Raw genomic sequence first — 26625 nt, forward strand, 5'->3', positions numbered from 1 at the left:
ATAACCGATAAAATTTGCATCTTATAGGAAAAAGGCTGTTCCAAAATATGGACAGCCTTTTTTCTACTTCTTTACCTTCCTGATTCTCCCCCTGATTTCACCCTTCTTATTGGACTTCGTATACACATTTACATATACATTCGCCTCAATGATTTCTTGTAGCAAGCTATCAAACGCTCTCCCCTGTAACGGCCCTTCAAAATCTTCCACATTAACTACACCAGTCACGACTCCTTCATTCAAACTAATACCTTGCTTTAGCGGACCAAACAAATTCAAAACAACTGGACCAATTTGATCCGATTTCCCTAAATGAATTTGGCATGATGTAACTTTTTCGATGTTTTTCAATATGACCCGATATTGTAATTTCTTTAAATCACCACTAAATATAAACTCTGCTACGCCAAAAGCTTCTGTATTTACAGGAGGTATTTCCCTCTTGCCTGTTAACCTCGCAAAGAAATGTGTTGTCATACGGGCATTCTCCTCATATAAATTTCCCAGCACTACTTCTACTACTTTATGGTTTATACATAATCATTTATGACTTTTTCAAGTTTTAATTACGAAGAAAAGATTCACACAATCTTTACATTAGAATCGTTCCTTTTGCTTTACTACCTCTTGTATAATGCACTTAGAAAAACATTCTAGGAGGACATTTTGAAAAATAACAAATACACTTTTCACACATTATTAGAGATTTTTCTCGTTTCATTTAAATTAGGACTTACTTCATTTGGTGGCCCCGTCGCCCATCTCGGCTATTTCCACCACGAATATGTACAAAAAAGAAAATGGATGGATGAACGAAGCTATGGAGATTTAGTAGCACTCTGTCAATTCCTTCCTGGTCCTGCTAGCAGCCAAGTCGGTATGGGGGTTGGATTATTAAGAGGCGGGGTATTAGGATCTATTATTTCATGGATTGGATTCACTTTACCGTCTGTACTTGTTTTAGTTTTCTTCGCCTCATTCCTTAATCAGTTTGATCTTGGAAATGCTGGCTGGATTCATGGACTAAAACTTGTAGCCGTCGCTATTGTTGCTCATGCCATATGGGGAATGGCACAAAAATTAACGCCAGACCGAAACCGTGCGACGATCGCAATTGTAACTGCCGCAATCGCCTTATTATGGCCAAGCAGCTGGACACAAGCCATCCTCATTATAATATCTGGCTTTATCGGTTGGTTTTTATATCGCAACCAACCAATTAGCCAATCTCAACATATAAAAGTACCTATTTCAAAAAAGATAGCAGTTTCTTGTCTCGTCTTATTTTTTGGACTATTACTGCTGCTACCAATATTAAGACCGTTCTCCTATTACATCGCTTTATTTGATAGTTTCTATCGCTCTGGTGCGCTTGTATTTGGAGGCGGACACGTCGTGCTTCCCCTTCTTGAAGGTGAGTTCGTACAAAACGGAATGATGACGAAAGAACAGTTTCTAGCTGGATACGGATTAACACAAGCCGTACCAGGCCCACTATTTACATTCGCTTCTTATATAGGAGCTGTACTAAACGGGACGCTTGGGGCACTACTCGCAACAATTGCAATCTTTCTTCCTGCTTTCTTACTCGTTATTGGTGTTTTACCATTTTGGGATAGTGTAAGAAAAATATCTTTCATACAAGGCGCCCTACTTGGAGTCAATGCAGCTGTTGTCGGTATTTTAATTGCCGCTTTTTATGATCCTATTTGGACAAGCACGATTATGAAAGCTGTGGATTTCGTTTTTGCGTCCCTTCTATTTTGCTTGCTCGCTTTTTGGAAAACACCACCTTGGGTTATCGTTATACTTGGAGCCTTTGGCGGATATGTTCTATCCATTTTATAAATAAAAAAACGACGGCATGATATAGCCGTCGTTTTTCTATTAAAACTTCACAAGCTCTATTCCTTCAGGCAATTCGCTCTCTGTTAAAATACGCAATTCTTTCACGCGATCCATTACGTAAGAAGAACGCTTCACAAGCTCTGGATCAATATACGCTGGATGAACCATAACTTCTACCGTTTGTTCATCTTGTACTCTTTCTTTTAACTTCACAAAGTAATCTTCCGTCACACCCTCCGCATAAAAGTCACTACAAAACACGTCAGAAAACGGGCGTACTGCTCGCTCTTTCTCACAACGACGAATCGGAACATTATATGTAGCCGCTAATCTCTCCAGAACATCGTGCAAAATCGGTAAGCTGTGCACGTGATGATGACTATCTAAATGAGTTGGTGTTAATCCGTAAGATAGAAATTTCTCAATTTGAGCAGTCCATTCTCGCTCAACTTCTTCTGGGTTTATCTTCCCTTCCCATACGACGCTTTGTTTATGAAACAACCCATCGCTACTTACAAGTGATGGCACGTCTCCAAGAAGTGGTTTCCCTGCTGTTAATACGAGATGTACGCCTACTCCTAGCGTGTTATGCTCTTTCGCTAAGCGTACCGCATGCTCTGTTCCTGGCATATTCATCATCATCGTCGTTGAATTTACAAGTCCATTTATATGCCCATCAATAATGCCGTAATTTGTACCCTCTGTAAGACCGAAATCATCTGCATTTACAATTAACTTAATCATCGTCATACCTCCTAATAGAATAAAAAAAGCGGGCTAAATAGCGCCGCTTTTATTTCTCTACCTTTTTGAAGAATTGCGGAAGATATTCTTTATGTGCTTCCAACATTTCATCTAAAATTTGTTTTGCCACTTTATCTGATGGTACAAGTGGATTAATTGTCATAGCAAGCAGCGCTTTATGATAATCCCCTGTAACAGCAGCTTCAATTGTTGTGCGCTCAAATGATTTAATTTGCTGTACTAAACCGCGAACCGGTACCGGAAGATCTCCAACTGCAATTGGTTTTGGACCTTCTTTCGTAATAATACAGTTCACTTCAACAGCTGAATCATGTGGTAAGCTTGCAATTGTTCCGTTGTTTCGTGTATTAACAGGCTGAATATCACCTTTATTATTGTAAATAGACGTAATTAAGCTACATGCTGCGTCACTATAATAAGCGCCGCCACGTTTTTCTAATTGTGGTGGTTTAATATCTAAGTTCGGGTCTTTATATAACTCGAATAAATCATCTTCTAATTGTTTTACTACTTCTGCACGTGTACCTTTTTCAACTGAAGCTTCTTTCTCTTCTTCTAACATTTCACGTGTTTTGTAGTAGTAACGATGGTATGGACATGGAATTGCACGAAGGCCTCGAATAAAGTCTGGCTCCCAGTTAAGCGCTGCAATATTTTCCATCGTAATTTGCTTTTCTGGATCTGTTACAAGCTCTAACACACGATCCATTACACTTACGCCATCTAAATATACGTCTAATCCGTATACCATGTGATTTAAACCTGCAAAATCAACGTGGACACGACTTGCATCTACTTCAAGTAATCTTGCAAGACCCATACGAATTCCGATTGGAACGTTACATAGACCAACTACTCTTTGAATATTTGTATAACGAAGGACAGCTTCTGTTACCATACCAGCTGGGTTCGCGAAGTTAATTAACCACGCATTCGGACAAAGCTCCTCCATATCCTTACAAATATCTAAAATAACAGGAATCGTTCTCAACGCTTTGAATAAACCACCAGGACCATTCGTTTCCTGACCGATTACATCATATTTTAATGGGATTGCTTCATCTTTTGCACGAGCTTCTAATAAACCTACGCGAAGCTGCGTTGTTACGAAATCAGCATCTTTTAATGCTTCGCGGCGATCAAGCGTTAAGTGTACCTCGATTGGTAGACCAGATTTTTTCACCATACGTTTCGCTAAGTTACCAACGATTTCTAACTTTTCTTTTCCCGCCTCAATATCTACTAACCAAATTTCACGAACAGGAAGCTCATCATAACGTTTAATAAATCCTTCAATTAACTCTGGTGTATAACTAGATCCACCGCCGATTGTAGCAATTTTAATTCCAGTCATGCTTTATTCCCCTTTCGCTTCTAACTTTTTATAAAGGTCAATAAATTCTGTTGCTAATTCTTTTACTGTAATCGCATTCATTAAATGATCTTGTGCGTGTATTAAAAGAACACTAATCTCTGTTTTTTCTCCTCTTGCTTCTGATTGTATGAGCTCTGTTTGGAAATGATGCGCTTCATTAATCGCTTCTTTCGCCTTTACCATTGCTTCATCAGCCTCTGCCATTTTCCCCTGTTTGGCAAATTGAAGTGCCTCCATTGCAAAGCTTCGTGCATTACCACTATTTAAAATTAATTGGAATGGAATTTGTTCTGCTGTAGTCATCATAATTACCGCCCTCTCTATAAGGTTCAACCGATTTAAATACCCCTTCAGTTTGAACATTTCTATTACATTATTATTTTATAAATGATAGTTTGGTGTTCTTGTAGATGGGTTTCATCTTTTGGAACATGATATAAAAGTTAGTTGTTCTGACGAGCTATAAAAACTCGTCAGAACAATACTTTTTAAAGTGATACTGAATTGTCATTTCCTTTTGTTTCAGCTTTTGCAGCTTGTACGTAAGTACGGTCACACATTAATACGAATGGATAGTAAATTACTACCGCAATTGCAAAGTTTACTACTTGTAATGCTGCACCAGCGATGCTTCCACCTGCTACAAGATAACCACTAAAGATTGGTGGCATTGTCCATGGAACTAAAGCAACTGTTTTTGGTACCCATCCTAAAGAGATCGCTGTATAAGAAGTAATAACTAATACAACTGGTGTCAGTACGAATGGGATAATTAATGCTGGATTTAATACAATTGGTGTACCGAAAATAACTGGTTCGTTAATATTGAAGAAACCAGGACCGATAGATACACGGCCTACACCGCGAAGCTGTGCACTTTTTGCAACAAGCATTACTGCAACTAAGAATGCTAACGTTGCACCAGATCCACCGATGTATACATATACATCAAAGAATGGTTTTGTGAAAATGTGCGGTACATCATATGCAGACATACCATCGTTAAATAATTTAATATTCTTTTCTAATGCCGGTAAATAAATTGGGTCAATAATACCACCAACGATATTAGGACCATGTAATCCGAAGAACCATAATACGTGAATAAGTAACGCTACAATAATTGCACTTGGTAGTGTACCCGCTAAACCTTGTAGTGGTACTTGAATTGTTTCAAATACGATTTTATGAATACTTGTTCCTGCTAATTTCACTGCTAATTGAATACTTGCTGTTACGATTAAAATAACGAATGCTGGAACTAATGCTGCGAATGATTTCATTACTGCTGGTGGAACACCATCTGGCATTTTAATTGTAATATCTCTTTGAACAAAGAATCTAAATGCCTCTGTTACAAGAAGAGCTACAATTATAGAAACGAATAAACCTTGTGATCCTGTCCATGCTAAATCAATACCGCCTTCTTTTGGCGTTGTCGGAGAAATAATAATTAATGCACCGAATGTAATAATTGCTGCTGACAACGCGTCAACGCCGTAAGATTTCGCTAAATTATAACTTATCCCTACTGCGACTATGAGAGCGAGTATAGCGAAGGAACCTGCCCACATACCACCGCCGATGTCTTTCCAAACTTCCCCGAATGCACCTTTCATAAATTTTTGGAATGCATCCACTGGTAAGTTATTAATAAGTATTGCAAATGATCCAACTAAAATAAGAGGCATAACTGCGATAAATCCATCACGGATCGCAACTAAGTGGCGCTGCGATCCAATTCTACCTGCGATTGGAACTAAATATTTCTCCATAAATGCAATAAACTTTTGCATTTCGCTTCCCCCCTAATTATTTTTTTAGTGTTAACGCGTGATCTAAAACTGCTTCTCCATTCATCATGCCGTAGTGCATTGGGTTGATAACGTCGATTCCAACGTTTTTCTCATCGGCAAGCGTTTTCATTGAAGAAAGCATGTAACGAACTTGTGGTCCTAGTAATAATACATCTGCTTGATCGATATTGTTTTTTACTGCATCCCCAGATACAGCCCAAATCTTTCCTTCTAGACCGCGAGCTTTTGCAGCCGCTTCCATTTTTGTAACTAGTAAACTTGTAGACATCCCTGCTGAGCAACATAATAAAATATTCATTTGAAAATCCCCCTTGTGTAGTATAAAAAATTTATGTTTTATTTATTTTTCTTTACGCTATTTATTAATGCAATTAGCGTGCCAACTTTTTAAAACCACTAAAATCAGTGCTTTTTCGAGCATTTTCTTTGTGTGTTAACGCTTTCAATTAGTGTGTCACTCAAAAAACACACAGTGTGTTATAAAACAACACGCTTTTAACACATAACTGTATGAAAATAGATTAGTGTTTAGTTGTCTAGTTGTATTTAAAAGAAAAAAACACTAAAAAAAATTTATTAACATGAAAATCTAGTGAAAAATAAACCTCTCTTAAACACACTCTTCTATCTATTGTCCAAGCAAATTCTACTAGATTACATAGAATAGAGTAAAATAACACAATTCGAAAGGGGATTCCTATGCCAAAACATAGAAAACAGAACAAAATAAAGATTTATAGAATAACTAGCTATAAAAAAGACAAGCGCTCTGAATTAGACTCTGACAAATTTGAACTAGAACAAGAGGAAATAGAGATTAAGCAGGACAAGCAGGATAGACAGGACAAACACGATAAACAAGACAAACACGATAAACAAGACAAACACGATAAACAAGACAAACAGGACAAACAAGGCAAGCAAGACAAGCAGGACAAGCAAGAACAATTGGAACCTATAATAGAAACAAGTTCACACAACTTAGATGTATGGGATGCAATTTCTCTACAACAGATAGAAAATGGCGAGCATACAAGTTTATTTGCAAAACAAAGTAATTACCAAAATATTACTTTGTTACAAGTAAGCGATGTTCGTTTATATTTGGACAAGCAACTACAATTTAGTTCCGTCGATGAGCAAATTTATCATGAAGCACTCGTTCATCCAATTATGTCAAAAGTAATTGATCCAAAACGTGTTCTTATATTAGGTGGTGGCGATGGCCTTGCTTTACGAGAAGTTTTGAAATATGAAACTGTGCTACATGTAGACCTTGTTGATTTAGATGGATCGATGATTGATATGGCTCGTAACGTTCCTGAATTAGTTTCTTTGAACAAAAGCGCATTTTTTGATAATCGTGTGAATGCACACGTATGCGATGCAAAGGAATTTTTGAATTCTCCTTCCGCTTTATACGATGTAATCATTATTGATTTTCCAGACCCCGCGACAGAGTTGTTAAGTACTTTATATACAAGTGAACTTTTCGCTCGTATCGCTACGTTTTTAACAGAAGGTGGCGCGTTCGTCTGTCAATCTAATTCACCTGCTGATGCACCCCTAGTATACTGGAGCATTGGTAACACAATTGAACATGCTGGATTAACTGTGAAAAGTTATCATACAATCGTACCTTCTTTCGGAACTGACTGGGGATTTCATATTGCAGCTAATTCTGACTATGTACTCGATCAAATTGAACAATTATACGTTGTACCAACTCCTCAAACATTGCCTTCTCTTCTTTCTCCCTTATTTCAATTTAAAGAAGAACATCTCGAACAGCGTAACCTTGCCCTTTTAAATTCAGAATCAAACCTTATCCTACATGAGTGTTATAAAAAAGAAATGGAGTTTTAACGATATTATAGTGAGGAGTGCTACCTTATGGAATACTCTACTTTCGGTAAGCATATAATAGTAGATTTATGGGGAGTGGATTTTTCCCTATTAGATGATGTTCACTTTTTAGAATATCATTTAGTTACCGCTGCGGATCGCTCTGGCGCACATATTTTAAACGTAAGTGCAAAAGAATTCGAACCGCACGGTGTTACTGTCTTAGTTTTACTATCTGAAAGCCACCTTTCTATTCACACTTATCCAGAAAAAAACTTTGCAGCCATTGACTGTTACACGTGCGGTACGACCGTCGAACCGCAAATAGCAATTGATTATATCGTAAGTATATTAAAACCAAATGAGATAAATATAAAAAAACTAATTCGTGGTATAGGAGAGATTGTAAATACTGATTAAATATCACTCTTATTCATTTGTTAAAAAGGAGGATTGCAAATACCATCAGTGGAACAAACATTCCACTGATGGTACAGAAACATACATAAAAAAACCTTGCATAAGCAAGGTTCATTCAGCCACTGACATCTTCCTATATAATTCTACAAATTCACTCGCTAATTCCTTCACCGTAATTGCATTCATTAAATGATCTTGTGCGTGCACCATTAGAAGGGTAACTTCGGTCTTTTCACCACCAGCTTCTTTCTGTATGAGATCCGTCTGTACACGGTGCGCCTCTTTTAATTCCTCTAACGCTTCTTGTAATTTACCTTCTGCTTCTGTAAACTCTCCACGCTTTGCACAATCAATTGCTTCCATTGAACAACTTCTCGCATTTCCCCCATGCAAAATTAAATGAAAAGCTTTCGTTTCTATCGTATCCATTTTAGTTCTTTACTCCCCCTTTTCTTCCGCTACTTTTTGTTTATCCCATATTTTTAAGAACGGTAAATAAATGAAGAATGCAAGCGCAAAGTTAACAAGTTGTAAAACAACACCTGAAAGTTTCCCGCCCGATCCTAAATATCCACTAAAAAGAATCGGTGTCGTCCAAGGTACAGCAGCTCCGCTCGGACGAGCAACTAATCCCCATTCCATTGCAAAGTAAGAAACAATTGTTAACACAACTGGAACCAATATAAATGGAATTAATAAAATTGGATTCATGACAATCGGCATCCCAAAAGTTACCATCTCATTAATATTAAATATACCAGGCGCAATTGACAATCTACCTATACTTTTTAATTGCTGACTTCGGGCAAATAATAACATTCCTACAACTAAAGCAAGCGTTGCACCGGAACCGCCCATATAAATCCATAAATCAAAAAACTGTGCAGTAATCGTATTTGGTATATCCTGCCCTGCTTGGTAAGCAACTCGGTTTTGATCCATTAACGACAACCAAACGGGACTCATTACACCACCAACAATAGTAGCTCCATGAATTCCACATGACCAAAGAACATGAACGAGAATAACAGCTATTATTGCGCCCCAAAGACTAGCACCAAGTACACTAAGTGGTTCCTGTAAAATTTGCCCTACAATATTATGGATACTGCCAAAAGAAGTATTTTCTATAATTAAACGTAAAATCCAAATAACCGTTACAACAATAAATCCTGGAACAAGTGCGGCAAATGAACGTGTCACAGCTGGCGGAACTGTCTCTGGCATCTTTATAATTATCTTTTTTTGTACAATAAACCGATAAAGTTCAGTAGATATAAGTGCAATAATCATTGCTACAAATAACCCTTGGCTTCCCATTAATGCAGCTGGAATAGCACCTTCTACAAGTACACTCTCTTTTGTACTTGGTATAATATATGCAACTTGAAATGGCGTCGCAAGTAAAAATGTCACAAGCGACAATGCCCCGGATGCTAAAGCGTCCACTTTATAATATTCTCCAAGTCTGTAAGCGATTCCAAAAACAGCTATTAAAGCCATTATATTAAAAGTTGCACTAACTGGATACCCCAAAGCCCTCTGCCAATTCTCCCCAAACAAACCGGCCATAAAATCATTATAGCCTGGTATTGGTAAAGCACTAATGATGAGGAAAAATGATCCTATAATTAAGAAAGGCATCGTCAATACAAGTCCATCACGAATCGCTAGCAAGTGCCTCTGCTCTGCAACCTTCCCTGCTACTGGCATTACATATTTCTCTAAAAACCGTATCATCTATCCCACTCTCCTCATGGTTTCATTAACAAAGCTGCTTGCAGGATTGCTTCCCCATTACAAAGCCCGTAATGGACGGACTGAATGACATCAACAGGTATCCCTTTCCCTTTACATAACTCTTTCATTTTCGGTAATAAATAACGTACTTGTGGTCCAAGTAAAAGTACATCCGCTTCATCTATGTGACTATTTACTTCAGAACCTGATACTGCCCAAATCTTTACCTCTATCCCTCTTGCCTCTGCTGCTTTCTCCATTTTCGTAACAATTAAACTGGAAGACATTCCCGCTGCACAGCAAAGTAAAATATTCATCCCTTTTCCCTCCCCCTTTTTCCAAACCTAAGTTACGGTGCATTCCTTGCCGTCACTAGGTTACAAATATATATGTCTAGATTTCCTGCTGTATGCCGAGCTTAAAAACAAAAATTTCTCGGTTTTCACGCTATTCCATCTATCCGTATTTTCCTAGTAAAGAGGGCGCTAACTCGCTATAATAATTCAGTATGATTTTTTTAATTGATAGGAGGATATATTTATGAAGGCATATCGCTTTCCACTTATTTTATTATCTTCTATCCTAATTGGTGGTTTCATTGGTTATTTCATGGGTGCCGATGCAGTTGCTTTAAAGCCGCTTGGTGACATTTTCTTAAACTTAATGTTTACGATTGTTGTACCGTTAGTGTTCTTTAGCATTGCATCATCTATTGCTAATATGGATGGATTAAAACGTTTCGGTAAAATTATGTCTAGTATGGCTGGGACTTTCTTATTTACAAGTATTTTAGCTGCTATTTTTATGATTATTGTCGTGAAAGTATTCCCGCCAGCACAAGGTGTTGTATTAGAACTAACACAACCTGACAAAGCTGAAAAAGCAGTTAGTGTTGCAGATCAAATCGTCGGTATTCTAACAGTATCTGACTTCTCGAAGTTACTATCTCGTGAAAATATGTTAGCACTTATTTTCTTCTCTATTTTAATGGGGGTTGCAACTTCAGCTGTTGGTGAAAAAGGAAAACCATTCGCTACATTCTTACAAGCTGGTGCAGAAATTTCAATGAAAGTTGTATCTTTCATTATGTACTACGCTCCAATCGGACTTGCTGCTTACTTCGCAGCATTAGTTGGTGAATTTGGACCACAACTTCTTGGAACTTACTTCCGAGCTGCAATGGTATACTATCCAGCGTCTCTCATTTACTTCTTTGTATTCTTCACGTTCTATGCATACCTTGCAGGTCGCAAACAAGGTGTACAAGTATTTTGGAAGAACATGGTCTCTCCTACAGTTACATCACTTGCAACTTGTAGTAGTGCTGCTAGTATTCCAGCGAACCTGGAAGCAACGAAGAAAATGGGTATCTCGTCTGACGTTCGTGAAACAGTTGTCCTTCTTGGATCTACACTTCATAAAGACGGCTCTGTTTTAGGCGGCGTATTAAAGATTGCTTTCTTATTCGGTATTTTCAACATGGAATTCGAAGGACCGAAAACATTAGCAATCGCACTTGTTGTTTCTCTATTAGTAGGAACAGTAATGGGCGCTATTCCAGGCGGCGGTATGATTGGTGAAATGTTAATCGTTTCTTTATATGGCTTCCCGCCAGAAGCATTGCCAATTATCGCAGCAATCAGTACAATCATTGATCCTCCTGCAACGATGTTAAACGTAACAGCAGATAACGCTTGTGCCGTAATGACAGCTCGCCTTGTAGAAGGTAAGAACTGGATTAAAAACAAATTTGCTTAATAAATAGAAAGAGGATGCTCCAAACGAGCATCCTCTTTTTTTGTTGTGAATCCATTCCGCCACAAATTTGTTATAATCTTCACAAATATTCCACATCCATTATCCATTCTCCATACTATAATCATGTATGGAAAAGGAGATGGACACGATGACTCAAAGCGCACCTGAATTTAAAGTTTTGCAAAGCATTGCATTTCTCGCTGTCGTTTTGCAAAGTTCCTTATTATATACAATGAATCAAGGAAATGTCTTACTTGAGCAATCCCTCATTATGGGCATGCTATTTAATCTTGCAAAATTTTCAGCACCAGCATTCATATTTATCGTTGGATTTCACTTAATTCGGCACTATACGAAGCAATTAGTATATAAAGAATATATTTCTGAAAAAGCGACACACTTACTCATTCCTTATTTCTTTTGGTCTATTCTTTATTTATTAACAACAAACGACCTTATTACATTACAAAGCGGAATAAAAAGTTTATTACTCGGAACAGCCGCACCCCATCTTTGGTATGTTATTATGATGTTCCAAATTCACTTATTGTTCCCTTTACTATGTACACTTTTTTATTGGTTTCAAAAACGAACAGAAAATAAAAAAGACATATATAAATATATGACCTTTTTCGCGTGCCTATATTTTCTATTAATGTGGTTCTCTTCTCACTATATTTTTAATGGCGAAACATTAACAAGTTCAACAATTTTACATTATACAGATCGATCATTTCTATTCTACTCATTCTATTTCGTTATGGGTGGCATTGCCGCTGTAGCACTAAAAACTTGGCGTACATTTGTCATGAAACATATCCCGCTTATAACAATATTATTTTTCATCTTATTTTTATTCATCAATTATGAGCTATTTAGTTTTTACGGAGCAAATTCGATTCATTTAACCGTTTCGACTTATTTAAAACCGTCTATGTTTTTATATATCGTATGCGAAATTATCATACTGTATGTGTTATCTATTATGATAGTACAGCGTCGTGGTTTCTTATATAAAACGTTACGTTTCATTGGAAATTACACGTATGGTGCTTATTTAGCTCATTTATTCTTCTTGCAACTATGCACAAAATTTCTTTCTTTATTCACACTGCAAGAAAATACTATATTATATAGCCTATTACTATTTGTATTAACGGCCATTACCTCTATTTCAACAATGGTCATTTGTAGCACAATACCATTTCACACTTGGATTACAGGTCCTTCTCCTACAACAAAGATGAAATGGACGAAGGTTGTATTCCGAAAAAATCATAGAAAACTATTCAAACCATATATTTGATATAATAATACGCATATAAAAAAGAAAGCGAGAGACACCTATGATTAATCAAGTTGGACAAATTATGCTATATGTAAATAACCAAGACGAAACAGTACAATTTTGGACAGAAAAAGTAGGATTCCAAATCATTGCGGAAGAAAATAACGGAAACGGATTCCGCTGGATTGAAATTGCACCGGCGAAAGATGCAGAAACAAGCATCGTCCTTCACGATAAAGCGTTAATTGCGAAGATGCAACCTGAATTAAACTTAGGTACTCCTTCACTTATGTTCTTCTCTAATAACTTAGATCAACTATATAAAGATCTTTCTGAGAAAAACGTTACAGTTGGACAAGTTGTAGATTTACCTACTGGCAGAGCATTTAACTTTGCTGATAATGAAAATAATTACTTTGCGGTAATGGAACGCAAATAAAAAAGAAGCTATCCGAAAAAACGGATAGCTTCTTTCATTTTAAGAAACTTGTTCTGCATTCGTTTCCCTATGTTGTATATGACTCGTGATCCAAGCAACTCCGCCGGCAACAACGAGATAACATAACAATATTAAAATTTGCATTTGTAATTGCGACCAATCTCCTAAAGAAATAACATCTTGTAATCCTCTAAGAGAATGAGACATTGGGAGAAACTGTCCAATTTTGCTAAGAACAGCTATGTTTAATTCTCCTGGGAAAGTACCCCCGCTCGTCGCTAATTGCAGGACAAGAAGCGTTACTGCTAAAAACTTTCCAACAAGACCAAATACTGTGACTAACATAAGAATAAATGTCATGAACGTAAAGGAAATAACAATACTTGATAAAATAAAAAGTGGCACACTTGCGACTTCTAATTTCATAACTCCTAGCACAACTACATCTACAAGTAATGCTTGAATCAGTCCAATTAAGTATACCAATCCTAATTTATTAATAAAGTGTACCGTTCCGCTTACCTTCATATTTTGTCTACGGCCAAGCGGTAAAATATTCGATGCCATAATTCCGCCAACATAAAATGCAAGTGATAAGAAATATGGTGCAATACCTGAACCGTAATTCGGCACATCAGAAACTGTCGACTTCACTAATTGAACCGGCTCTGAGAACATCGTATTGCGTGCATCATCATTGCGAACATCCGCTATCTTCTCTGCACCCTCTCCCAATTTCGTAGAAAGTTCTTTCGCGCCATCGTCAAGTTTAACAAGTCCGTTCGTTAACTGATCAGCACCATGATTTAGCTCTGTTCCGCCACTCGCAAGATGATTTACACCTTCTTGTAATGAAGTAAATCCACTTCCCCACTTCGTAAATCCATTAGCCAAATTCGATGCACCATCTGCAATCTTTTTCGTTCCAGTAGTAGCTTCATTTAACTTAACTCCAAATGTATTCATGCCCTCTTCAACCTTATGCTGACCATCCACAAGCTTCTGCGCACCTTGTGTCAATTGTTGTTGGCTATTATTTAAAGTGTTTGTTGCTTTAGCTAATCCGTTAGAAGTAGCAATGATCTTTTGAAAGGCAGGATCTTGCTGCATTTCTGGATGACTTTTCACGTACTCTTCTAATTGTTGTTTTACACTATTTGCTGCATTGTCCACTTTCACTTGTCCTTCAGCAAGTTTCTCACTTCCATTTACCCATTCGTTTGTACCAGAGCTTAATTCACTAATCCCTGATTGTAAAGTTTTTTCACCTTGCGTCAATAACTCCATCCCACTATGAAGTGATGTCGCTCCTTGGCTTAGCTCATTTGCTCCGCCAGTTAAGGCTGATTGGCTAGCAGCAAGTTTTTCACTTCCGTCTTTCACTTTTGATGCCCCGTCGCTTAAACGATGAATACCATCTGCAAGCTGATTTGCCCCATTTCTTGCAGATGTCGTTCCTTCATGTAACTTCTCGGCACCACTACTTGCATCACTCAATCCTTGCGCTAAGTCTTGAAACTTTGAAAAGACACCTTCTGTATAAGATTTCGTAATACTATTTGAAATTTTTGTTTTCATATTTTCAACAGCTGTCGTTCCAATTTGAGCTGCTACGAAGTTTTTGCCCGGATTTACTTTGTATTGAAGCTGCGCTGGCTCTGGTTTCTCATCCATAAGTGTACTTACCTTTTTAGAGAAATCCTCTGGAATTGTCACAACCATATAATACTTATCTTCTTTTAACCCTTCATCAGCATTTTTTTCTGATACGAAATGAAAAGCTAGTTCCTTATTCTCTTTTAAATTTTCTACAAAATCGGCTCCTGCATGAATTGTTTTTTCATCCATTGCAGCACCCTTATCTAAATTTACAATCGCAACAGGTAATTTATCTAATTTTCCATATGGATCCCAGTATCCAGCTAAAAAGAATCCTGAATAAATTAAAGGAACGATTAATAAAAAAATTAAAGCGATACGTCCATGTTTATGGTGCCACATCGCTTTCCAATCTTTAAATATAAGTTGAATTCCATTCATGAAACATACTCCTTCTCCTAATTTAACACCATTACAATGGTTTAACAGATTTACTATACACGTCCATATTCATACTGTATAATACATCTTTAATTATCAATTCATTCCTTTTGGTCTATAGAAAGGAGAGTCAAAATGGAACTACTTCAACTAAAATACTTTCAGACAGTCGCACGATTAGAACATATGACAAAAGCGGCTGAAGAATTGCATATCGCACAACCTTCGCTCAGCAAAACAATCGCTAGATTAGAAAAGGACTTAGGCGTCCCGCTATTTGATCGCCAAGGTCGACAGATTACATTAAACTCTTTTGGGAGATTATTTTTAAAACGAGTAGAGCGCATTTTTCATGAATTAAGTGAAGGGGAACGAGAAATTAAAGATTTAGCTGAATTAGAACAAAGCTCTATTACACTGGCAGTTTCTATTCCGAGAATATTACCAGAACTACTCGGTTCTTTTTTACTAGAACATCCTAACGTTCGATTCCAACAGTTTCTCGCATCTACCCCTTCTATGAAACGACAACTAGATAATATAGAAATTGATTTTTGTATTTCTTCTGTGCCAATTGAAGGCGAGGAAATTGAGTGGGAACCACTTATTACAGAAGAAATTTTCTTAGTCGTCCCTTCAGGTCATCGTTTATCAAGACGCGGCAGTATCCATCTGCATGAAGTAAAAGACGAACCGTTTATTAGTATGAACACCGGTTACGGATTTCGGCACTTAACAGATGAATTTTGCAAGAAAGCTGGCTTCACTCCGCATATCGCTTTTGAAGTAGATGAACCAACCGTAATTAGTGACCTAATTAAACAAGGTCTCGGCATCGCTTTCGTCCCAAGTTTAACTTTATTAAAAAACTCTACTTTAGCATTAAATAAGTTACGTATTATTGAACCGAATTGCGAGCGAACTATCGGCTTAAGTTGGTCGAAAAAACGCTATTTATCGAAAACTGCTCAGCAATTTCGTGAATTCGTGATTAACTACTTCTCTAATATTAAGACGTAAAATTATATCGATAAATAACGATACAAATAGAAGGTGCCCCCTCAAAAGGATGGCACCTTCTATTTCTTACTCTTCTCCAATTCCATTTCCGCTAAAAGTGGCAATACGTTATCAAAAATATGCGTATTATTATTTTCGCCTGTTACGTACCCACCATAATATCTACTAAATATATTGTCATTGCGGAATGTGACCATATGATCATATAATTCCTTTGCAAACTTTGTATCGCCTGTTTGTAGTACGTACATAATCGTTAAACCGTAAGCGGCTGGTGATTCATAATTCACAGTTTGTTTTCCCGTTTCTAAATTGTAACGACCGTATAGCTTTCCATCCTCTTGGAATTTCTTCTTTATAAATTCCAAATAAGCATCTGATGAAAGCCCACCTAAACTTCTGTGATAGGCAACGTATGATTGGTCGATTATATTCACTTCTTTGTCATACGTAAATGTACCATCTGCTTTATACTCTTTCGGGAATGCCCAGCCATGCCTTGGGTAATCCGCTAAAAATTGAACGACTTCCTGATATTGCTGATCAGAAACTTTGCCGTACTTCTTCATATAAGAGAATGCGTGCGGATTTAAGTATGATGTCGTTGCAAAATTATTTTGTTTTCCTGCATCTGCATCATAATAATCAACATAATAATTATCTTTCTTATTATAACGAATGACAGCATCACTCAATTGATCTGCCAAGTTTTTATAACGCTCTTCCTTATACATTTCATAAGCACGATATAATTGCTCTATCATACGAAGATCATCTATAAGCGCATTGGTAGCCGACTGTATTTCTCCCTTTTCAGAGATTTTCCATACAACGATTTGATCCTTATGTACAAAGTTATTTTGAATAACCTTAACTTGTTCATCGAATAACGCTTGATCGTCTTTATCGAGTGTATATTGTAGCCATAATCCTGCTGATTCTGATAAAGCTTCACGGCCTTTCGCTTCACCCGTACCTGCCTTTGTATCCGCTAAACGATATGTAGCAAGCGTCCCATTTTCATTCACCATATGCCTCAAAATAAAATGTTCTGTACGGTTTCCTTGTATAGCTGACCAAAATACAATTCCGCCTAAAGCGATTAAGAGAATAACTCCAATCCCTATATATAAACGTTTCCGCAATCTATTCACCTCCTTAATAAGGCTGGCCTTAATTTTACCAGAACATACGTAAAATTAAAAAAGACAATCTATTAGATTGTCTCCCATACTTCTATCCCTCACAAGCCTCTTTAGAAGGTCTATATAGCGATTCCACGAGTCGATCATACTCACTACGCGTAATCTCTTTATTATACAGCTTCAATAATAAATCTCTATGCTCTTTTGAAAATGCCATCTTTTTAATGACTTCAGGATACATAAAACATCCTCTCCATTTCACATAAACTTCTTCACCTTAAAACAGAACTTATGTTCGCATAAAAGATTATAAAATATTCCTTCCTAAAAAACAAACAAAATATTATTAAATATTAACTTCTTTCTATTCGTAATATTCAAACATTATATTACCATATCCACTTTTTAAATACACATATATTTTTGGTAGTTTTTTTGAATAAATCTTCCAATTAAATCAGAAAATAATGGCAAAAAGAAGAGGAGTTTACATATGGATACGGTAACATTAGCAAGAGCATTTTTCGGTTCTTCATTAGCATTCCACATTATCTTTGCAACACTTGGTGTCGGACTTTCATTGATGATTTTTATAAGTGAAATACTCTATCACTGGAAGAAAGATTCCGACTACGCCATTATGGCGAAAAGATGGACGAAAGCGTTCGCCATCCTTCTCGGTGTAGCAATTCCAACTGGAACAATCGTTGGTGTACAAATCTCACTTCTTTGGCCTGGTTTTGCCAAAATTGTTGGACAGGTTATCTCTGTTCCCTTTCAAATTGAGATTTTCGCCTTCTTTTTAGAGGCTTTGTTCATGTCCATTTATGTATATGCTGCTGACAAACTACCTCCATTCATGAGATTAATCTCGCTATTCTTCGTCATGATTGGTGCCACTGCATCTGCCGTGCTTATTACATCAGCAAATACATGGATGAATACACCCGCGGGCTTTTCAATGGGGCCAGATGGATCAGTTTTTAACGTTGATCCGTGGAAGGCTTTCTTTAATCCCAGTTTTGGCACAAGCGCATTCCACGTTGTGATTACAGCCTATGCAACTGGAGCTGCCGTCATTGCCTCTATCGCCGGATTTAAATTATTAAAGAAGAATTTAAGTGAACGTGAAATGGCGTACCATAAAAAGGGGCTGCTGTTAGGGCTCATTGTGACATTTATTACAGGAGCTACGATGTGGCTTTCGGGACACGAATCAGCAATTGCCTTACATAAGCATTCTCCTGAGAAACTTGCATCTGCTGAAGCTTTATTTGAAACGACATCACATGCACCTTTATCGATTGGCGGCGTTGTGGATCCTAACACACTTGAACTAAACTATGCACTAGAAATTCCGAACATGCTTAGCCTACTAGTGGGACTAGACCCTAGCACCGTCGTAAAGGGACTAAATGAATTCCCACAAGAAACATGGCCACCATTTTACACTCATACACTATTCAACTTAATGGTTGGCACCGCTGCCTTCACCTTTGCAGTTGCAGCAATTGCCCTCTTATATTGGTACTTTGTTTACCGAAAAAAAGGCGCAGAATTACCGAAGTGGCTTCTTTGGGGAGCGGCCGCATGTGGACCAATTATGATGCTCGGCATTGAATTTGGATGGATTTTTAGCTGTAGCGGTCGTCAACCGTGGACCATTTACGGTATGCAACGTACAGTCGACGCTTCTACACGCGCTGACTTTGTCGGTCCTTTATTTATTCTATTCATCATCTTATATATTGGACTCGGTATTTTAACTGTTTTTGTACTGCGGACATTCTTTAAGAGACATCCGCTTACAAATGATTTACATCACGAAGGAGGCGATTCTCGTGCATGAGGAAAGTATTGCAATCATCATCTTGTGGGCTCTTATTTTCGTATACAGCATATTAGGGTCTATCGATTTTGGAGCAGGTTTTTGGGGCATGGTATACGCAAAACATCCAACAATCGCTGCCAAGCTTGCCAACCGATACTTATCACCAACTTGGGAAGTAACAAATACATTTCTCGTCTTTGTCGTTGTCGCTTTTCTCGGTTTCTTCCCAAAAGCCGCTTTCACCCTTGCGACAGTAATGTTTGTACCAGTTATGTTAATTTTGATACTCATTGCAATTCGCAGTACATTCATGGTATTTGCTTACTCTGTGCCAAAATATCAGTACCTTCTTCGGGTTATTTCAGGTATTACTGGGCTCTTAATCCCAGCCTTATTAATTACCGTTTTACCTGTTACAGAAGGAGCTTATATTACAATGTCTGAAGGAAAAGAAGTACTACTGTATGGGAAACTTCTTTCTAGCCCGGTTATTTATTGCTATATGCTCTTCGGACTAACTTCGGAACTATTTCTCTCTTCTCTCTTTCTTGCTGACTTTGCAAGAGAGCAAGGTTCAGAAGATTCGTATAGAGTTTATCGAAGAAATGCCATCATCCTTGGTCCTGCAACACTCGTTACTGCGATTATCGCCCTCGTTGTAATGGACCCGGAAACACACTGGCTTATGCAAGGACTCATAAAGCAATTCCCATGGTTTACAGTTTCTATCGCTTTATTCGTGATCGGATATTCATCTCTTTGGTGGACAAACAAGAAGTATGACTCACTAGGATACCCTCGCATTGCCGTTTTAGCAGTCGTCGCTCAATATGCATTTGCAAGTTACGCTTACGGTGTCGCTCATCTACCGTATATTATTTATCCTGATGTAACTGTATTTACAAGCTTTACAACGCCAGAAACATTCTATGCATTACTTATTCTATATGCAATTGGGATTGCAATTTTATTACCAGGATTTATTTTCTTCTGGAATTTATTCTTGAAAGATCGAACTTTTTTGAAGGAAAAATAATATAAACTTGGAGTCTGTTCCAAAAGGTATTTTGGGATGGGCTCCTTTTGTCATGTTTTGTCGATAAGTCGATATATTTTAAAAATCGCTGATATATTTTAAGTTGCGCCGATATATTTCAATAATCGCTGATATATTTTAAGTTACGTCGATATATCTCCATAATCGCCCATATAAATTTCATTTACTATCTTACTGCCCCAACTAATTTATAGACTCCTGTCATCATAGTTATTTCACTATTCGTGACAGTTGTCCTTTCGCTTGAAAAACACATATTCACTTTATTCCATTATATGTCTAGTTCTTCCTATTTTTTGTTGAATATACTATCAATACAAACTTGAGACAAGCTACATTTATTCAAGGGAAAATAGAAAGGTAGGCAAAATATGAGCATTGAAATATGGATTACTATTATTGTATTCTTCTTTACGATGATTGTTATCTTTTGGCGACCCCGCGGCTTAAATGAGGCGTGGCCCGCAGCAATTGGCGCTGGCATTATCTTGATTACTGGACTTGTATCAAGACCAGACGTCATGGATATTATTAGTAAAATTGGCGGTGCCTCTATAACAATATTAGCGACCATCGTTATGGCAGTTATATTAGAAAGCTTCGGTTTCTTCCACTGGTCCGCGGCGAAACTTGCAAACTTAGCAAAAGGCTCTGGTCGCCGTTTATACTGGTATATTCAGTTATTATGTTTTCTTATGACTCTTTTATTTAATAACGACGGTAGTATTTTAATTACAACTCCAATTTTAATTCTTCTTCTAAAAAACCTTCAATTAAAACCGCATCAACAAATTCCTTATTTATTAAGCGGTGCCTTAATTGCTACTGCTTCTAGTGCACCAATTGGTGTAAGTAATATCGTAAACTTAATCGCGTTAAATATTGTGAATATGACTCTTTATATGCACACAGCTATGATGTTTGTACCTGCAACATTAGGACTATTGTTTATGTCATGGCTTATGTATACAGTTTTAAAGAAAAAGCTACCAGAAAGATTACCTGTTTCTTCATATGATATCGAAGAAATTTTCTTCACGAAAAACTTCCATCCGTTAAAAGGAAAAAATTCAGTTGATACGAAACAAAAACGTACAAAATTCATGTTAAAAGTATTAGGCTTCGTCTTCCTTATGCGCTGTCTTCTATTCGTTGCATCCTTCTTATCAATTCCAATTGAAATTGTTGCTGTACTCGGTTCACTCGTTCTTCTCATCTGGAGATGGTACTACTTACGAACAAACCCAGTCGATATTTTGAAAAAGACACCATGGCACATTTTAATTTTTGCTTTCTCTATGTATGTCATTATTTACGGGCTTCATAACGCAGGATTAACAGCAGCGCTTGTAAATTGGCTTGAGCCATTAGTAAGTCAACATCTACTCTATGCTAGCTTTGCAATGGGCGGACTCGTCTCTCTTCTCTCTAACGTCTTCAATAACCACCCTGCACTTATGATTGGTACAATCACATTAACTGAAATGGGACTAGACCCAGTCACATTAAAAACTATCTATCTCGCAAACATTATTGGTAGTGACATCGGTTCACTATTATTACCAATCGGTACGCTAGCTTCCCTCATTTGGATGTATATCCTGAAACAAAACAAAATTAAAGTAAAATGGAAAGACTATTTAAGTGTATCCCTTATCGTTATTCCACTCACAACAGTCGTCACATTATTCCTCTTATACTACTGGGTACACCTCTTCTTCGCCTTATAAACGACAGAAGCCCGCTTTGCTACCGTCTTAGCAAAGCGGGCTTCTTCTATATTTAAGTTAGGTACTACAGTGTGATCAATCAAGTAAAGAGGTGTAACGTATTATTGGTATAAATGACTACCAGTGTCTTTAAATTCTTTCGCTTTTTCTTTCATTCCTTTTTCAATTGCTTCTGTCGTTTCTAAATCATTTTCTTTTGCGTATTCCCGAATATCATGTGAAATTCTCATACTACAAAACTTCGGTCCACACATGGAGCAGAAATGAGCTGTTTTCGCGCCTTCTGCTGGCAATGTTTCATCGTGATATTCCATCGCACGTTCAGGATCTAAAGATAAATTAAATTGATCGCGCCAACGGAATTCAAAGCGAGCTTTTGAAAGTGCATCATCACGCTGATGAGCCGTTTTATGCCCTTTCGCCAGATCAGCCGCATGTGCAGCGATTTTGTACGTAATAACTCCCTCGCGAACATCATCTTTATTCGGTAAACCTAAATGTTCTTTCGGCGTTACATAACAAAGCATCGCCGTTCCAAACCAGCCAATCATTGCAGCTCCAATTGCTGAGGTAATATGGTCATAACCTGGTGCAATATCTGTCGTTAACGGCCCAAGTGTATAGAATGGCGCGCCCTGACAAATATCAAGTTCTTTCTCCATATTCTCTTTAATTAAATGCATCGGCACATGCCCAGGTCCTTCAATCATCACTTGCACATCATGTTTCCAAGCAATCTTCGTTAATTCACCAAGTGTTTCAAGCTCGGAGAATTGTGCTTCATCATTTGCATCTGCAATCGAACCTGGACGTAATCCATCTCCAAGAGAGAACGAAACGTCGTACTGCTTCATAATTTCACAAATTTCTTCAAAATGAGTATACAAGAAGTTTTCTTTATGATGGAATAAACACCACTGTGCCATAATCGAACCACCGCGCGAAACGATACCTGTCGTACGCTTTGCAGTAATCGGAATGTAACGAAGTAATACGCCTGCGTGAATTGTAAAGTAATCCACGCCTTGCTCCGCTTGCTCAATTAACGTATCACGATACACTTCCCACGTTAAATCTTCTGCAATTCCATTTACTTTTTCCAGCGCTTGATAAATCGGTACAGTTCCGACTGGTACAGGCGCGTTACGAATAATCCACTCACGCGTCGTATGAATATTTTTACCTGTAGATAAATCCATAATCGTATCTGCACCCCAGCGCGTTGCCCACGTCATCTTCTCTACTTCTTCTGCGATAGAAGAAGATACAGCAGAGTTTCCGATATTTGCATTAACCTTCACGTGGAAATTACGTCCAATAATCATCGGCTCTGCTTCCGGATGGTTAATATTCGCTGGTAAAATAGCACGGCCTTCCGCGATTTCCTTGCGAACAAACTCAGGCTCTACACCTTCACGAATCGCAACATACTCCATTTCAGACGTAATAATGCCATTACGCGCATAATGCATTTGTGTAACGTTGGCCCCTTGCTTCGCTCTAAGCGGCTGGCGATCCATTTGCGGAAAAACAGGTGTATGTTTTGAAGCCACCTTCACACCGTCATCCTCTGGTTTCACTTCGCGCCCTTCGTATGCTTCTACATCTCCCCGCTCCAGGATCCAAGAGTGACGCGGCGCCTGCAATCCCTTTTCCAGCTCCACTTTATACGCAGGATCTGTATAAGGACCGCTCGTATCATATACACGAATTGGCGGATTCGGAATGCCGTTCGTTTCACTTTGTTCAATCTCGCGCATCGGCACTTTCATATCAGAGCGTGGTCCATCCACATACACTTTCTTACTTCCTGGTAAACTCGATTTCAATTCAATTTGCTCAGCTGAAACAGATTGTTTCATACCTTTGTTGCCCCCCTGTACGTGACAAGGACGAGATATGGCCAGCGTATGCCAAAATAAAAAGAGCCAGGTCCATAAAAAAATAAGGACCTGGCTCATAAAGACATCATTATGTAAAGCCGTTAACTTCCCTACGCTGGTACGAGCCAGATCAGGTCCAAAGGGTTAAGAAGTTCACGCGCTTCTCTCTCAGCCTACGCATACGTTAGGCACCCCTAGTTTATCACTGATTTAATTTTCAATACTTTCCCATCATACACGATAATCTGAAAAATGCAAAGTTTATTTCTTTTTTTGTTTATGGAATCATCCACGTTAAATAATATGCCTGTACATACGTCATAATACCAACAATAATTACGAAAAATAAACTATGCTTCACTGTAAAGCGGAATAAATCTGATTCTTTTCCAGCAAGTCCAACTGCCGCACAAGCAATTGCAATCGATTGCGGAGAAATCATTTTTCCTGTTACACCGCCCGTTGTATTTGCTGCAACGAGAAGTACTTCAGATACACCGACTTGCTGCGCTGTAATCGCTTGTAAATTTGAGAACAGTGCATTCGCTGACGTATCAGATCCTGTTAAGAATACCCCAATCCAGCCCAAGAATGGTGAGAAGAACGGGAATAGTCCGCCAGTTCCTGCAAGCGCTAACGCTAATGTAGAAGATAAACCAGAATAGTTTGCAATAAATGCAAACCCTAATACGAATCCGATAGATAGAATTGGCATTTTAAGCTCATTTAACGTTTCTTTAAATGTCGCTACCGCATCTTTTGCACTCATTTTCAAAATAAAGATAGAAATGATACAAGCAATTAAGATTGCTGTTCCTGTTGCTGATAATACATCAAATTTCAAAATTGCCTCGTAAGGCGTCGGTTTATTTACAATTGGTTCTGCTTTCATCACCAAATTGTGTAAGCCTGGAATTTCAAACTTAAACACGAGGCTTTCTAGTGCGCCGCCTGGAGCAAATAACGCTTTAAAGAAGCTTTGACTCCAAATGACTACCATCACAGTTAAAATAATAAATGGAGACCATGCTTTTACAACTTTCCCTACTGTTAGTTTCGGCATGGATGTTGCCGTCGTTGTCGCAGCTACTTCACTATTTGCTTGTTTAGACTGATAAATTTCTTTCGGCTGCCAAACTTTTAAGAATAGCGATAAACTCACTAAACTTACTAGTGCTGACGTAATATCCGGAAGTTCTGGTCCTAAGAATGTCGCTGTAATGAACTGCGTAATTGCAAATGAGCTACCCGCTACAAATAAAGCAGGCCATGTTTGTCTTACCCCTTTAAATCCATCCATTAAAAATACGATAAAGAACGGAACAAATAATGATAAGAACGGTAATTGATGTCCAGCCATTTGTCCAATTTTATGTGGATCAATACCTGTTACTTGTCCAGCAACCGTAATGGGAATTCCCATCGCTCCGAACGCTACCGGTGCCGTATTTGCGATTAAGCAAAGACCCGCTGCATATAAAGGATTTAACCCAAGACCTGCAAGAAGCGCTGCCGTAATCGCTACTGGTGCACCAAATCCTGCTGCTCCTTCTAAAAATGCTCCGAATGAAAAACCGATTAAAATAACGAGTAAACGATGGTCATTCGTAATGGACAATACAGATGCACGAATGACATCAAATTGACCTGTTTTCACAGAGATTTTATATAAAAATACCGACATAATGATAATCCAAGCAATTGGCCATAGTCCGTATAAGAAACCATATCCGGTCGCTGCCATCGCCATTGTGAACGGCATCTTATAAGCGAATAACGCCACTAAAATTGTAAGTACAACTGTAATAAATCCTGCCACATACCCCTTCATGCGGAAAACTGCTAAAGCTAAGAAAAAAAAGATAATCGGAATAAGTGCGACCGCTGCCGAAATCCAAATGTTTCCGAACGGATCATAAACTTGTGTCCATGTGTTCATTGTTCTCTCCCCCTAAAGAATCCCCTTTTAAGTAGAATAACCTCATCAATAGACTATCAGGTCATCATACCTTTAAGTCTAAAATAAAAAACGTCTAAGAAAACGTTTTCATTAATTCTATCACAACAATTTCCATTACGGAAGATTTTTTTGAAAATTTCATTTTTAATCTAAAAATCTTACAAAAGCGTCACGTTCTTGTAATGTTCATCGATAGGAAGCTCGACACATTTCCTGCATAATAAAAGTATAACAACGGACATTATTTATGAGGTGATATATATGAACGGAAACAAAATATTAGCAGCTTTATCATACTTTAGTGTATTATTTGCCCCTATCTTATTCCCAATCATTGTGTGGATTGTGGGCGATTCTGAAACGAAACCACACGCAAAACGCGCTCTATGGACACACATCATTCCAAGCATCGCGTCATTCATTGGATTTATTATTCTAGGAATTATGGGGATTGGATCAAATCAAACAGACGTAACACTTGGTATTGGAGCAATGATTGTCTTATGTATTTGCGGCATTATTAGCTTATACTACTTCATTTGGAATATCGTAAAAGGTATTAAAGTACTGAAAGATTAAGTTTAAACAAACGTTTGATTAAAAAAGCACATTGATACGACAACCTTTTAATAAGAAAAAAAACGTCCCAAAATACCTTTTGGGA

The 26625-nt window shown here is 37.8% G+C and carries 25 protein-coding genes and 1 riboswitch; of the genes, 11 read left to right on the forward strand and 14 right to left on the reverse strand.

Translation table 11 applies throughout. The annotated features are described in order from the left end of the window. Nucleotides 1–63 precede the first annotated feature (63 nt). Nucleotides 64–477 carry an exosporium regulatory protein ExsM gene (gene exsM, locus AC3WVA_RS07335; RefSeq protein ID WP_349302675.1) on the reverse strand — a complete coding sequence of 138 codons (414 nt, stop codon included), beginning with the start codon at nt 475–477 and terminating at the stop codon, nt 64–66. Nucleotides 478–666: 189 nt separating this feature from the next. Between exsM and AC3WVA_RS07340 the strand changes: the two genes are divergently transcribed. After that, nucleotides 667–1848 carry a chromate transporter gene (locus AC3WVA_RS07340; protein ID WP_098520888.1) on the forward strand — a complete coding sequence of 394 codons (1182 nt, stop codon included), beginning with the start codon at nt 667–669 and terminating at the stop codon, nt 1846–1848. A gap of 39 nt (nt 1849–1887) precedes the next feature. On the opposite strand, the gene chbG is transcribed toward AC3WVA_RS07340, so the two are convergent. The 5 genes from chbG to AC3WVA_RS07365 all read right to left on the reverse strand — a co-directional run bounded on the left by chbG (nt 1888) and on the right by AC3WVA_RS07365 (nt 6103). Further along, entirely contained in the window at nt 1888–2592 is a 705-nt protein-coding gene (chbG, locus tag AC3WVA_RS07345) for a chitin disaccharide deacetylase (RefSeq protein WP_098345457.1), read from the reverse strand. A gap of 49 nt (nt 2593–2641) precedes the next feature. Next, on the reverse strand, nt 2642–3967 hold the full coding sequence (gene celF / locus AC3WVA_RS07350) for a 6-phospho-beta-glucosidase (RefSeq protein WP_000145757.1): 1326 nt from the start codon (nt 3965–3967) through the stop codon (nt 2642–2644). Nucleotides 3968–3970: 3 nt separating this feature from the next. Next, a complete protein-coding gene (locus tag AC3WVA_RS07355) occupies nt 3971–4294 on the reverse strand; it encodes a PTS lactose/cellobiose transporter subunit IIA (RefSeq protein ID WP_000989053.1) in 324 nt (107 codons plus the stop codon). 182 nt (nt 4295–4476) lie between these two features. Further along, the gene (gene celB, locus AC3WVA_RS07360) at nt 4477–5784 is read right to left on the reverse strand and encodes a PTS cellobiose transporter subunit IIC (RefSeq protein ID WP_001168840.1); all 1308 of its coding nucleotides are present in this window, start codon (nt 5782–5784) and stop codon (nt 4477–4479) included. A 16-nt stretch (nt 5785–5800) separates the two neighbouring features. Next, a complete protein-coding gene (locus AC3WVA_RS07365; RefSeq protein ID WP_001023563.1) occupies nt 5801–6103 on the reverse strand; it encodes a PTS sugar transporter subunit IIB in 303 nt (100 codons plus the stop codon). A gap of 401 nt (nt 6104–6504) precedes the next feature. Between AC3WVA_RS07365 and AC3WVA_RS07370 the strand changes: the two genes are divergently transcribed. Together AC3WVA_RS07370 and speD are read left to right on the forward strand one after the other, a co-directional pair. Further along, entirely contained in the window at nt 6505–7671 is a 1167-nt protein-coding gene (locus AC3WVA_RS07370) for a polyamine aminopropyltransferase (protein ID WP_349302674.1), read from the forward strand. Between the two features lie 27 nt (nt 7672–7698). Next, complete coding sequence (gene speD, locus AC3WVA_RS07375) at nt 7699–8070, forward strand: adenosylmethionine decarboxylase (RefSeq protein ID WP_048528125.1); 372 nt, start codon at nt 7699–7701, stop codon at nt 8068–8070. Between the two features lie 111 nt (nt 8071–8181). Here speD and AC3WVA_RS07380 read toward each other — a convergent pair whose 3' ends face one another. The 3 genes from AC3WVA_RS07380 to AC3WVA_RS07390 are packed head-to-tail and all read right to left on the reverse strand — an operon-like array spanning nt 8182 to nt 10127. Continuing rightward, on the reverse strand, nt 8182–8499 hold the full coding sequence (locus tag AC3WVA_RS07380; RefSeq protein WP_071758471.1) for a PTS sugar transporter subunit IIA: 318 nt from the start codon (nt 8497–8499) through the stop codon (nt 8182–8184). Nucleotides 8500–8508: 9 nt separating this feature from the next. Further along, a complete protein-coding gene (gene celB, locus AC3WVA_RS07385) occupies nt 8509–9810 on the reverse strand; it encodes a PTS cellobiose transporter subunit IIC (protein ID WP_048528124.1) in 1302 nt (433 codons plus the stop codon). Nucleotides 9811–9824: 14 nt separating this feature from the next. Next, nucleotides 9825–10127: a PTS sugar transporter subunit IIB gene (locus AC3WVA_RS07390; RefSeq protein WP_001023540.1), complete on the reverse strand. Its 303-nt coding sequence runs from the start codon at nt 10125–10127 to the stop codon at nt 9825–9827. 223 nt (nt 10128–10350) lie between these two features. On the opposite strand from AC3WVA_RS07390, the gene AC3WVA_RS07395 reads away from it, so the two are divergent. From AC3WVA_RS07395 to AC3WVA_RS07405, 3 genes are all read left to right on the forward strand, one after another. After that, the gene (locus tag AC3WVA_RS07395; RefSeq protein WP_000649373.1) at nt 10351–11568 is read left to right on the forward strand and encodes a dicarboxylate/amino acid:cation symporter; all 1218 of its coding nucleotides are present in this window, start codon (nt 10351–10353) and stop codon (nt 11566–11568) included. Nucleotides 11569–11716: 148 nt separating this feature from the next. Next, entirely contained in the window at nt 11717–12874 is a 1158-nt protein-coding gene (locus AC3WVA_RS07400; protein WP_098520890.1) for an acyltransferase, read from the forward strand. A 40-nt stretch (nt 12875–12914) separates the two neighbouring features. Continuing rightward, entirely contained in the window at nt 12915–13295 is a 381-nt protein-coding gene (locus AC3WVA_RS07405) for a VOC family protein (RefSeq protein ID WP_098881000.1), read from the forward strand. A gap of 39 nt (nt 13296–13334) precedes the next feature. Here AC3WVA_RS07405 and AC3WVA_RS07410 read toward each other — a convergent pair whose 3' ends face one another. Further along, nucleotides 13335–15335, reverse strand: coding sequence for a YhgE/Pip family protein (locus AC3WVA_RS07410; RefSeq protein ID WP_098520892.1), 2001 nt, complete (start codon nt 15333–15335; stop codon nt 13335–13337). A gap of 135 nt (nt 15336–15470) precedes the next feature. On the opposite strand from AC3WVA_RS07410, the gene AC3WVA_RS07415 reads away from it, so the two are divergent. Next, a complete protein-coding gene (locus AC3WVA_RS07415; protein ID WP_349302673.1) occupies nt 15471–16355 on the forward strand; it encodes a LysR family transcriptional regulator in 885 nt (294 codons plus the stop codon). Between the two features lie 59 nt (nt 16356–16414). Here AC3WVA_RS07415 and AC3WVA_RS07420 read toward each other — a convergent pair whose 3' ends face one another. Then, nucleotides 16415–17500, reverse strand: a complete 1086-nt coding sequence (locus AC3WVA_RS07420) for a transcriptional regulator (protein ID WP_141539585.1) — start codon at nt 17498–17500, stop codon at nt 16415–16417. Between the two features lie 91 nt (nt 17501–17591). Beyond that, nucleotides 17592–17741 (reverse strand): hypothetical protein, encoded by a 150-nt coding sequence (locus AC3WVA_RS07425; RefSeq protein ID WP_000283184.1) that lies wholly within the window; start codon nt 17739–17741, stop codon nt 17592–17594. A 252-nt stretch (nt 17742–17993) separates the two neighbouring features. Here AC3WVA_RS07425 and cydA point away from each other — a divergent pair, with 252 nt between their 5' ends. From cydA to AC3WVA_RS07440, 3 genes are all read left to right on the forward strand, one after another. Continuing rightward, nucleotides 17994–19349 carry a cytochrome ubiquinol oxidase subunit I gene (gene cydA / locus AC3WVA_RS07430; protein WP_098345463.1) on the forward strand — a complete coding sequence of 452 codons (1356 nt, stop codon included), beginning with the start codon at nt 17994–17996 and terminating at the stop codon, nt 19347–19349. Continuing rightward, a complete protein-coding gene (locus AC3WVA_RS07435) occupies nt 19342–20367 on the forward strand; it encodes a cytochrome d ubiquinol oxidase subunit II (RefSeq protein WP_048528116.1) in 1026 nt (341 codons plus the stop codon). The genes cydA and AC3WVA_RS07435 overlap by 8 nt, the downstream gene beginning before the upstream one ends. A gap of 392 nt (nt 20368–20759) precedes the next feature. Continuing rightward, nucleotides 20760–22118: an arsenic transporter gene (locus tag AC3WVA_RS07440; RefSeq protein ID WP_071758476.1), complete on the forward strand. Its 1359-nt coding sequence runs from the start codon at nt 20760–20762 to the stop codon at nt 22116–22118. A gap of 101 nt (nt 22119–22219) precedes the next feature. Here the strand turns inward: AC3WVA_RS07440 and thiC are convergent, their stop codons facing one another. Continuing rightward, nucleotides 22220–23980, reverse strand: a complete 1761-nt coding sequence (thiC, locus tag AC3WVA_RS07445; RefSeq protein WP_492321840.1) for a phosphomethylpyrimidine synthase ThiC — start codon at nt 23978–23980, stop codon at nt 22220–22222. Nucleotides 23981–24091: 111 nt separating this feature from the next. Continuing rightward, nucleotides 24092–24207: riboswitch (TPP riboswitch) on the reverse strand. A 71-nt stretch (nt 24208–24278) separates the two neighbouring features. Next, entirely contained in the window at nt 24279–25940 is a 1662-nt protein-coding gene (gene lldP, locus AC3WVA_RS07450) for an L-lactate permease (protein WP_048528113.1), read from the reverse strand. Between the two features lie 282 nt (nt 25941–26222). Between lldP and AC3WVA_RS07455 the strand changes: the two genes are divergently transcribed. Next, nucleotides 26223–26540: a magnetosome magnetite crystal formation protein family gene (locus AC3WVA_RS07455; RefSeq protein ID WP_098345465.1), complete on the forward strand. Its 318-nt coding sequence runs from the start codon at nt 26223–26225 to the stop codon at nt 26538–26540. The last annotated feature ends 85 nt before the right edge of the window (nt 26541–26625 follow it).

This window comes from Bacillus sp. EB106-04-02-XG92, from assembly GCF_058791995.1.

What these genes read in the sequence shown, in the direction of transcription:
- exsM (WP_349302675.1), bottom strand. Translation starts at nt 477, where the DNA reads ATGACAACACATTTCTTTGCGAGGTTAACAGGCAAGAGGGAAATACCT.
- chbG (WP_098345457.1), bottom strand. Translation starts at nt 2,592, where the DNA reads ATGATTAAGTTAATTGTAAATGCAGATGATTTCGGTCTTACAGAGGGT.
- celF (WP_000145757.1), bottom strand. Translation starts at nt 3,967, where the DNA reads ATGACTGGAATTAAAATTGCTACAATCGGCGGTGGATCTAGTTATACA.
- AC3WVA_RS07355 (WP_000989053.1), bottom strand. Translation starts at nt 4,294, where the DNA reads ATGATGACTACAGCAGAACAAATTCCATTCCAATTAATTTTAAATAGT.
- celB (WP_001168840.1), bottom strand. Translation starts at nt 5,784, where the DNA reads ATGCAAAAGTTTATTGCATTTATGGAGAAATATTTAGTTCCAATCGCA.
- AC3WVA_RS07365 (WP_001023563.1), bottom strand. Translation starts at nt 6,103, where the DNA reads ATGAATATTTTATTATGTTGCTCAGCAGGGATGTCTACAAGTTTACTA.
- AC3WVA_RS07370 (WP_349302674.1), top strand. Translation starts at nt 6,505, where the DNA reads ATGCCAAAACATAGAAAACAGAACAAAATAAAGATTTATAGAATAACT.
- speD (WP_048528125.1), top strand. Translation starts at nt 7,699, where the DNA reads ATGGAATACTCTACTTTCGGTAAGCATATAATAGTAGATTTATGGGGA.
- AC3WVA_RS07380 (WP_071758471.1), bottom strand. Translation starts at nt 8,499, where the DNA reads ATGGATACGATAGAAACGAAAGCTTTTCATTTAATTTTGCATGGGGGA.
- celB (WP_048528124.1), bottom strand. Translation starts at nt 9,810, where the DNA reads ATGATACGGTTTTTAGAGAAATATGTAATGCCAGTAGCAGGGAAGGTT.
- AC3WVA_RS07390 (WP_001023540.1), bottom strand. Translation starts at nt 10,127, where the DNA reads ATGAATATTTTACTTTGCTGTGCAGCGGGAATGTCTTCCAGTTTAATT.
- AC3WVA_RS07395 (WP_000649373.1), top strand. Translation starts at nt 10,351, where the DNA reads ATGAAGGCATATCGCTTTCCACTTATTTTATTATCTTCTATCCTAATT.
- AC3WVA_RS07400 (WP_098520890.1), top strand. Translation starts at nt 11,717, where the DNA reads ATGACTCAAAGCGCACCTGAATTTAAAGTTTTGCAAAGCATTGCATTT.
- AC3WVA_RS07405 (WP_098881000.1), top strand. Translation starts at nt 12,915, where the DNA reads ATGATTAATCAAGTTGGACAAATTATGCTATATGTAAATAACCAAGAC.
- AC3WVA_RS07410 (WP_098520892.1), bottom strand. Translation starts at nt 15,335, where the DNA reads ATGAATGGAATTCAACTTATATTTAAAGATTGGAAAGCGATGTGGCAC.
- AC3WVA_RS07415 (WP_349302673.1), top strand. Translation starts at nt 15,471, where the DNA reads ATGGAACTACTTCAACTAAAATACTTTCAGACAGTCGCACGATTAGAA.
- AC3WVA_RS07425 (WP_000283184.1), bottom strand. Translation starts at nt 17,741, where the DNA reads ATGTATCCTGAAGTCATTAAAAAGATGGCATTTTCAAAAGAGCATAGA.
- cydA (WP_098345463.1), top strand. Translation starts at nt 17,994, where the DNA reads ATGGATACGGTAACATTAGCAAGAGCATTTTTCGGTTCTTCATTAGCA.
- AC3WVA_RS07440 (WP_071758476.1), top strand. Translation starts at nt 20,760, where the DNA reads ATGAGCATTGAAATATGGATTACTATTATTGTATTCTTCTTTACGATG.
- thiC (WP_492321840.1), bottom strand. Translation starts at nt 23,980, where the DNA reads ATGAAACAATCTGTTTCAGCTGAGCAAATTGAATTGAAATCGAGTTTA.
- lldP (WP_048528113.1), bottom strand. Translation starts at nt 25,940, where the DNA reads ATGAACACATGGACACAAGTTTATGATCCGTTCGGAAACATTTGGATT.
- AC3WVA_RS07455 (WP_098345465.1), top strand. Translation starts at nt 26,223, where the DNA reads ATGAACGGAAACAAAATATTAGCAGCTTTATCATACTTTAGTGTATTA.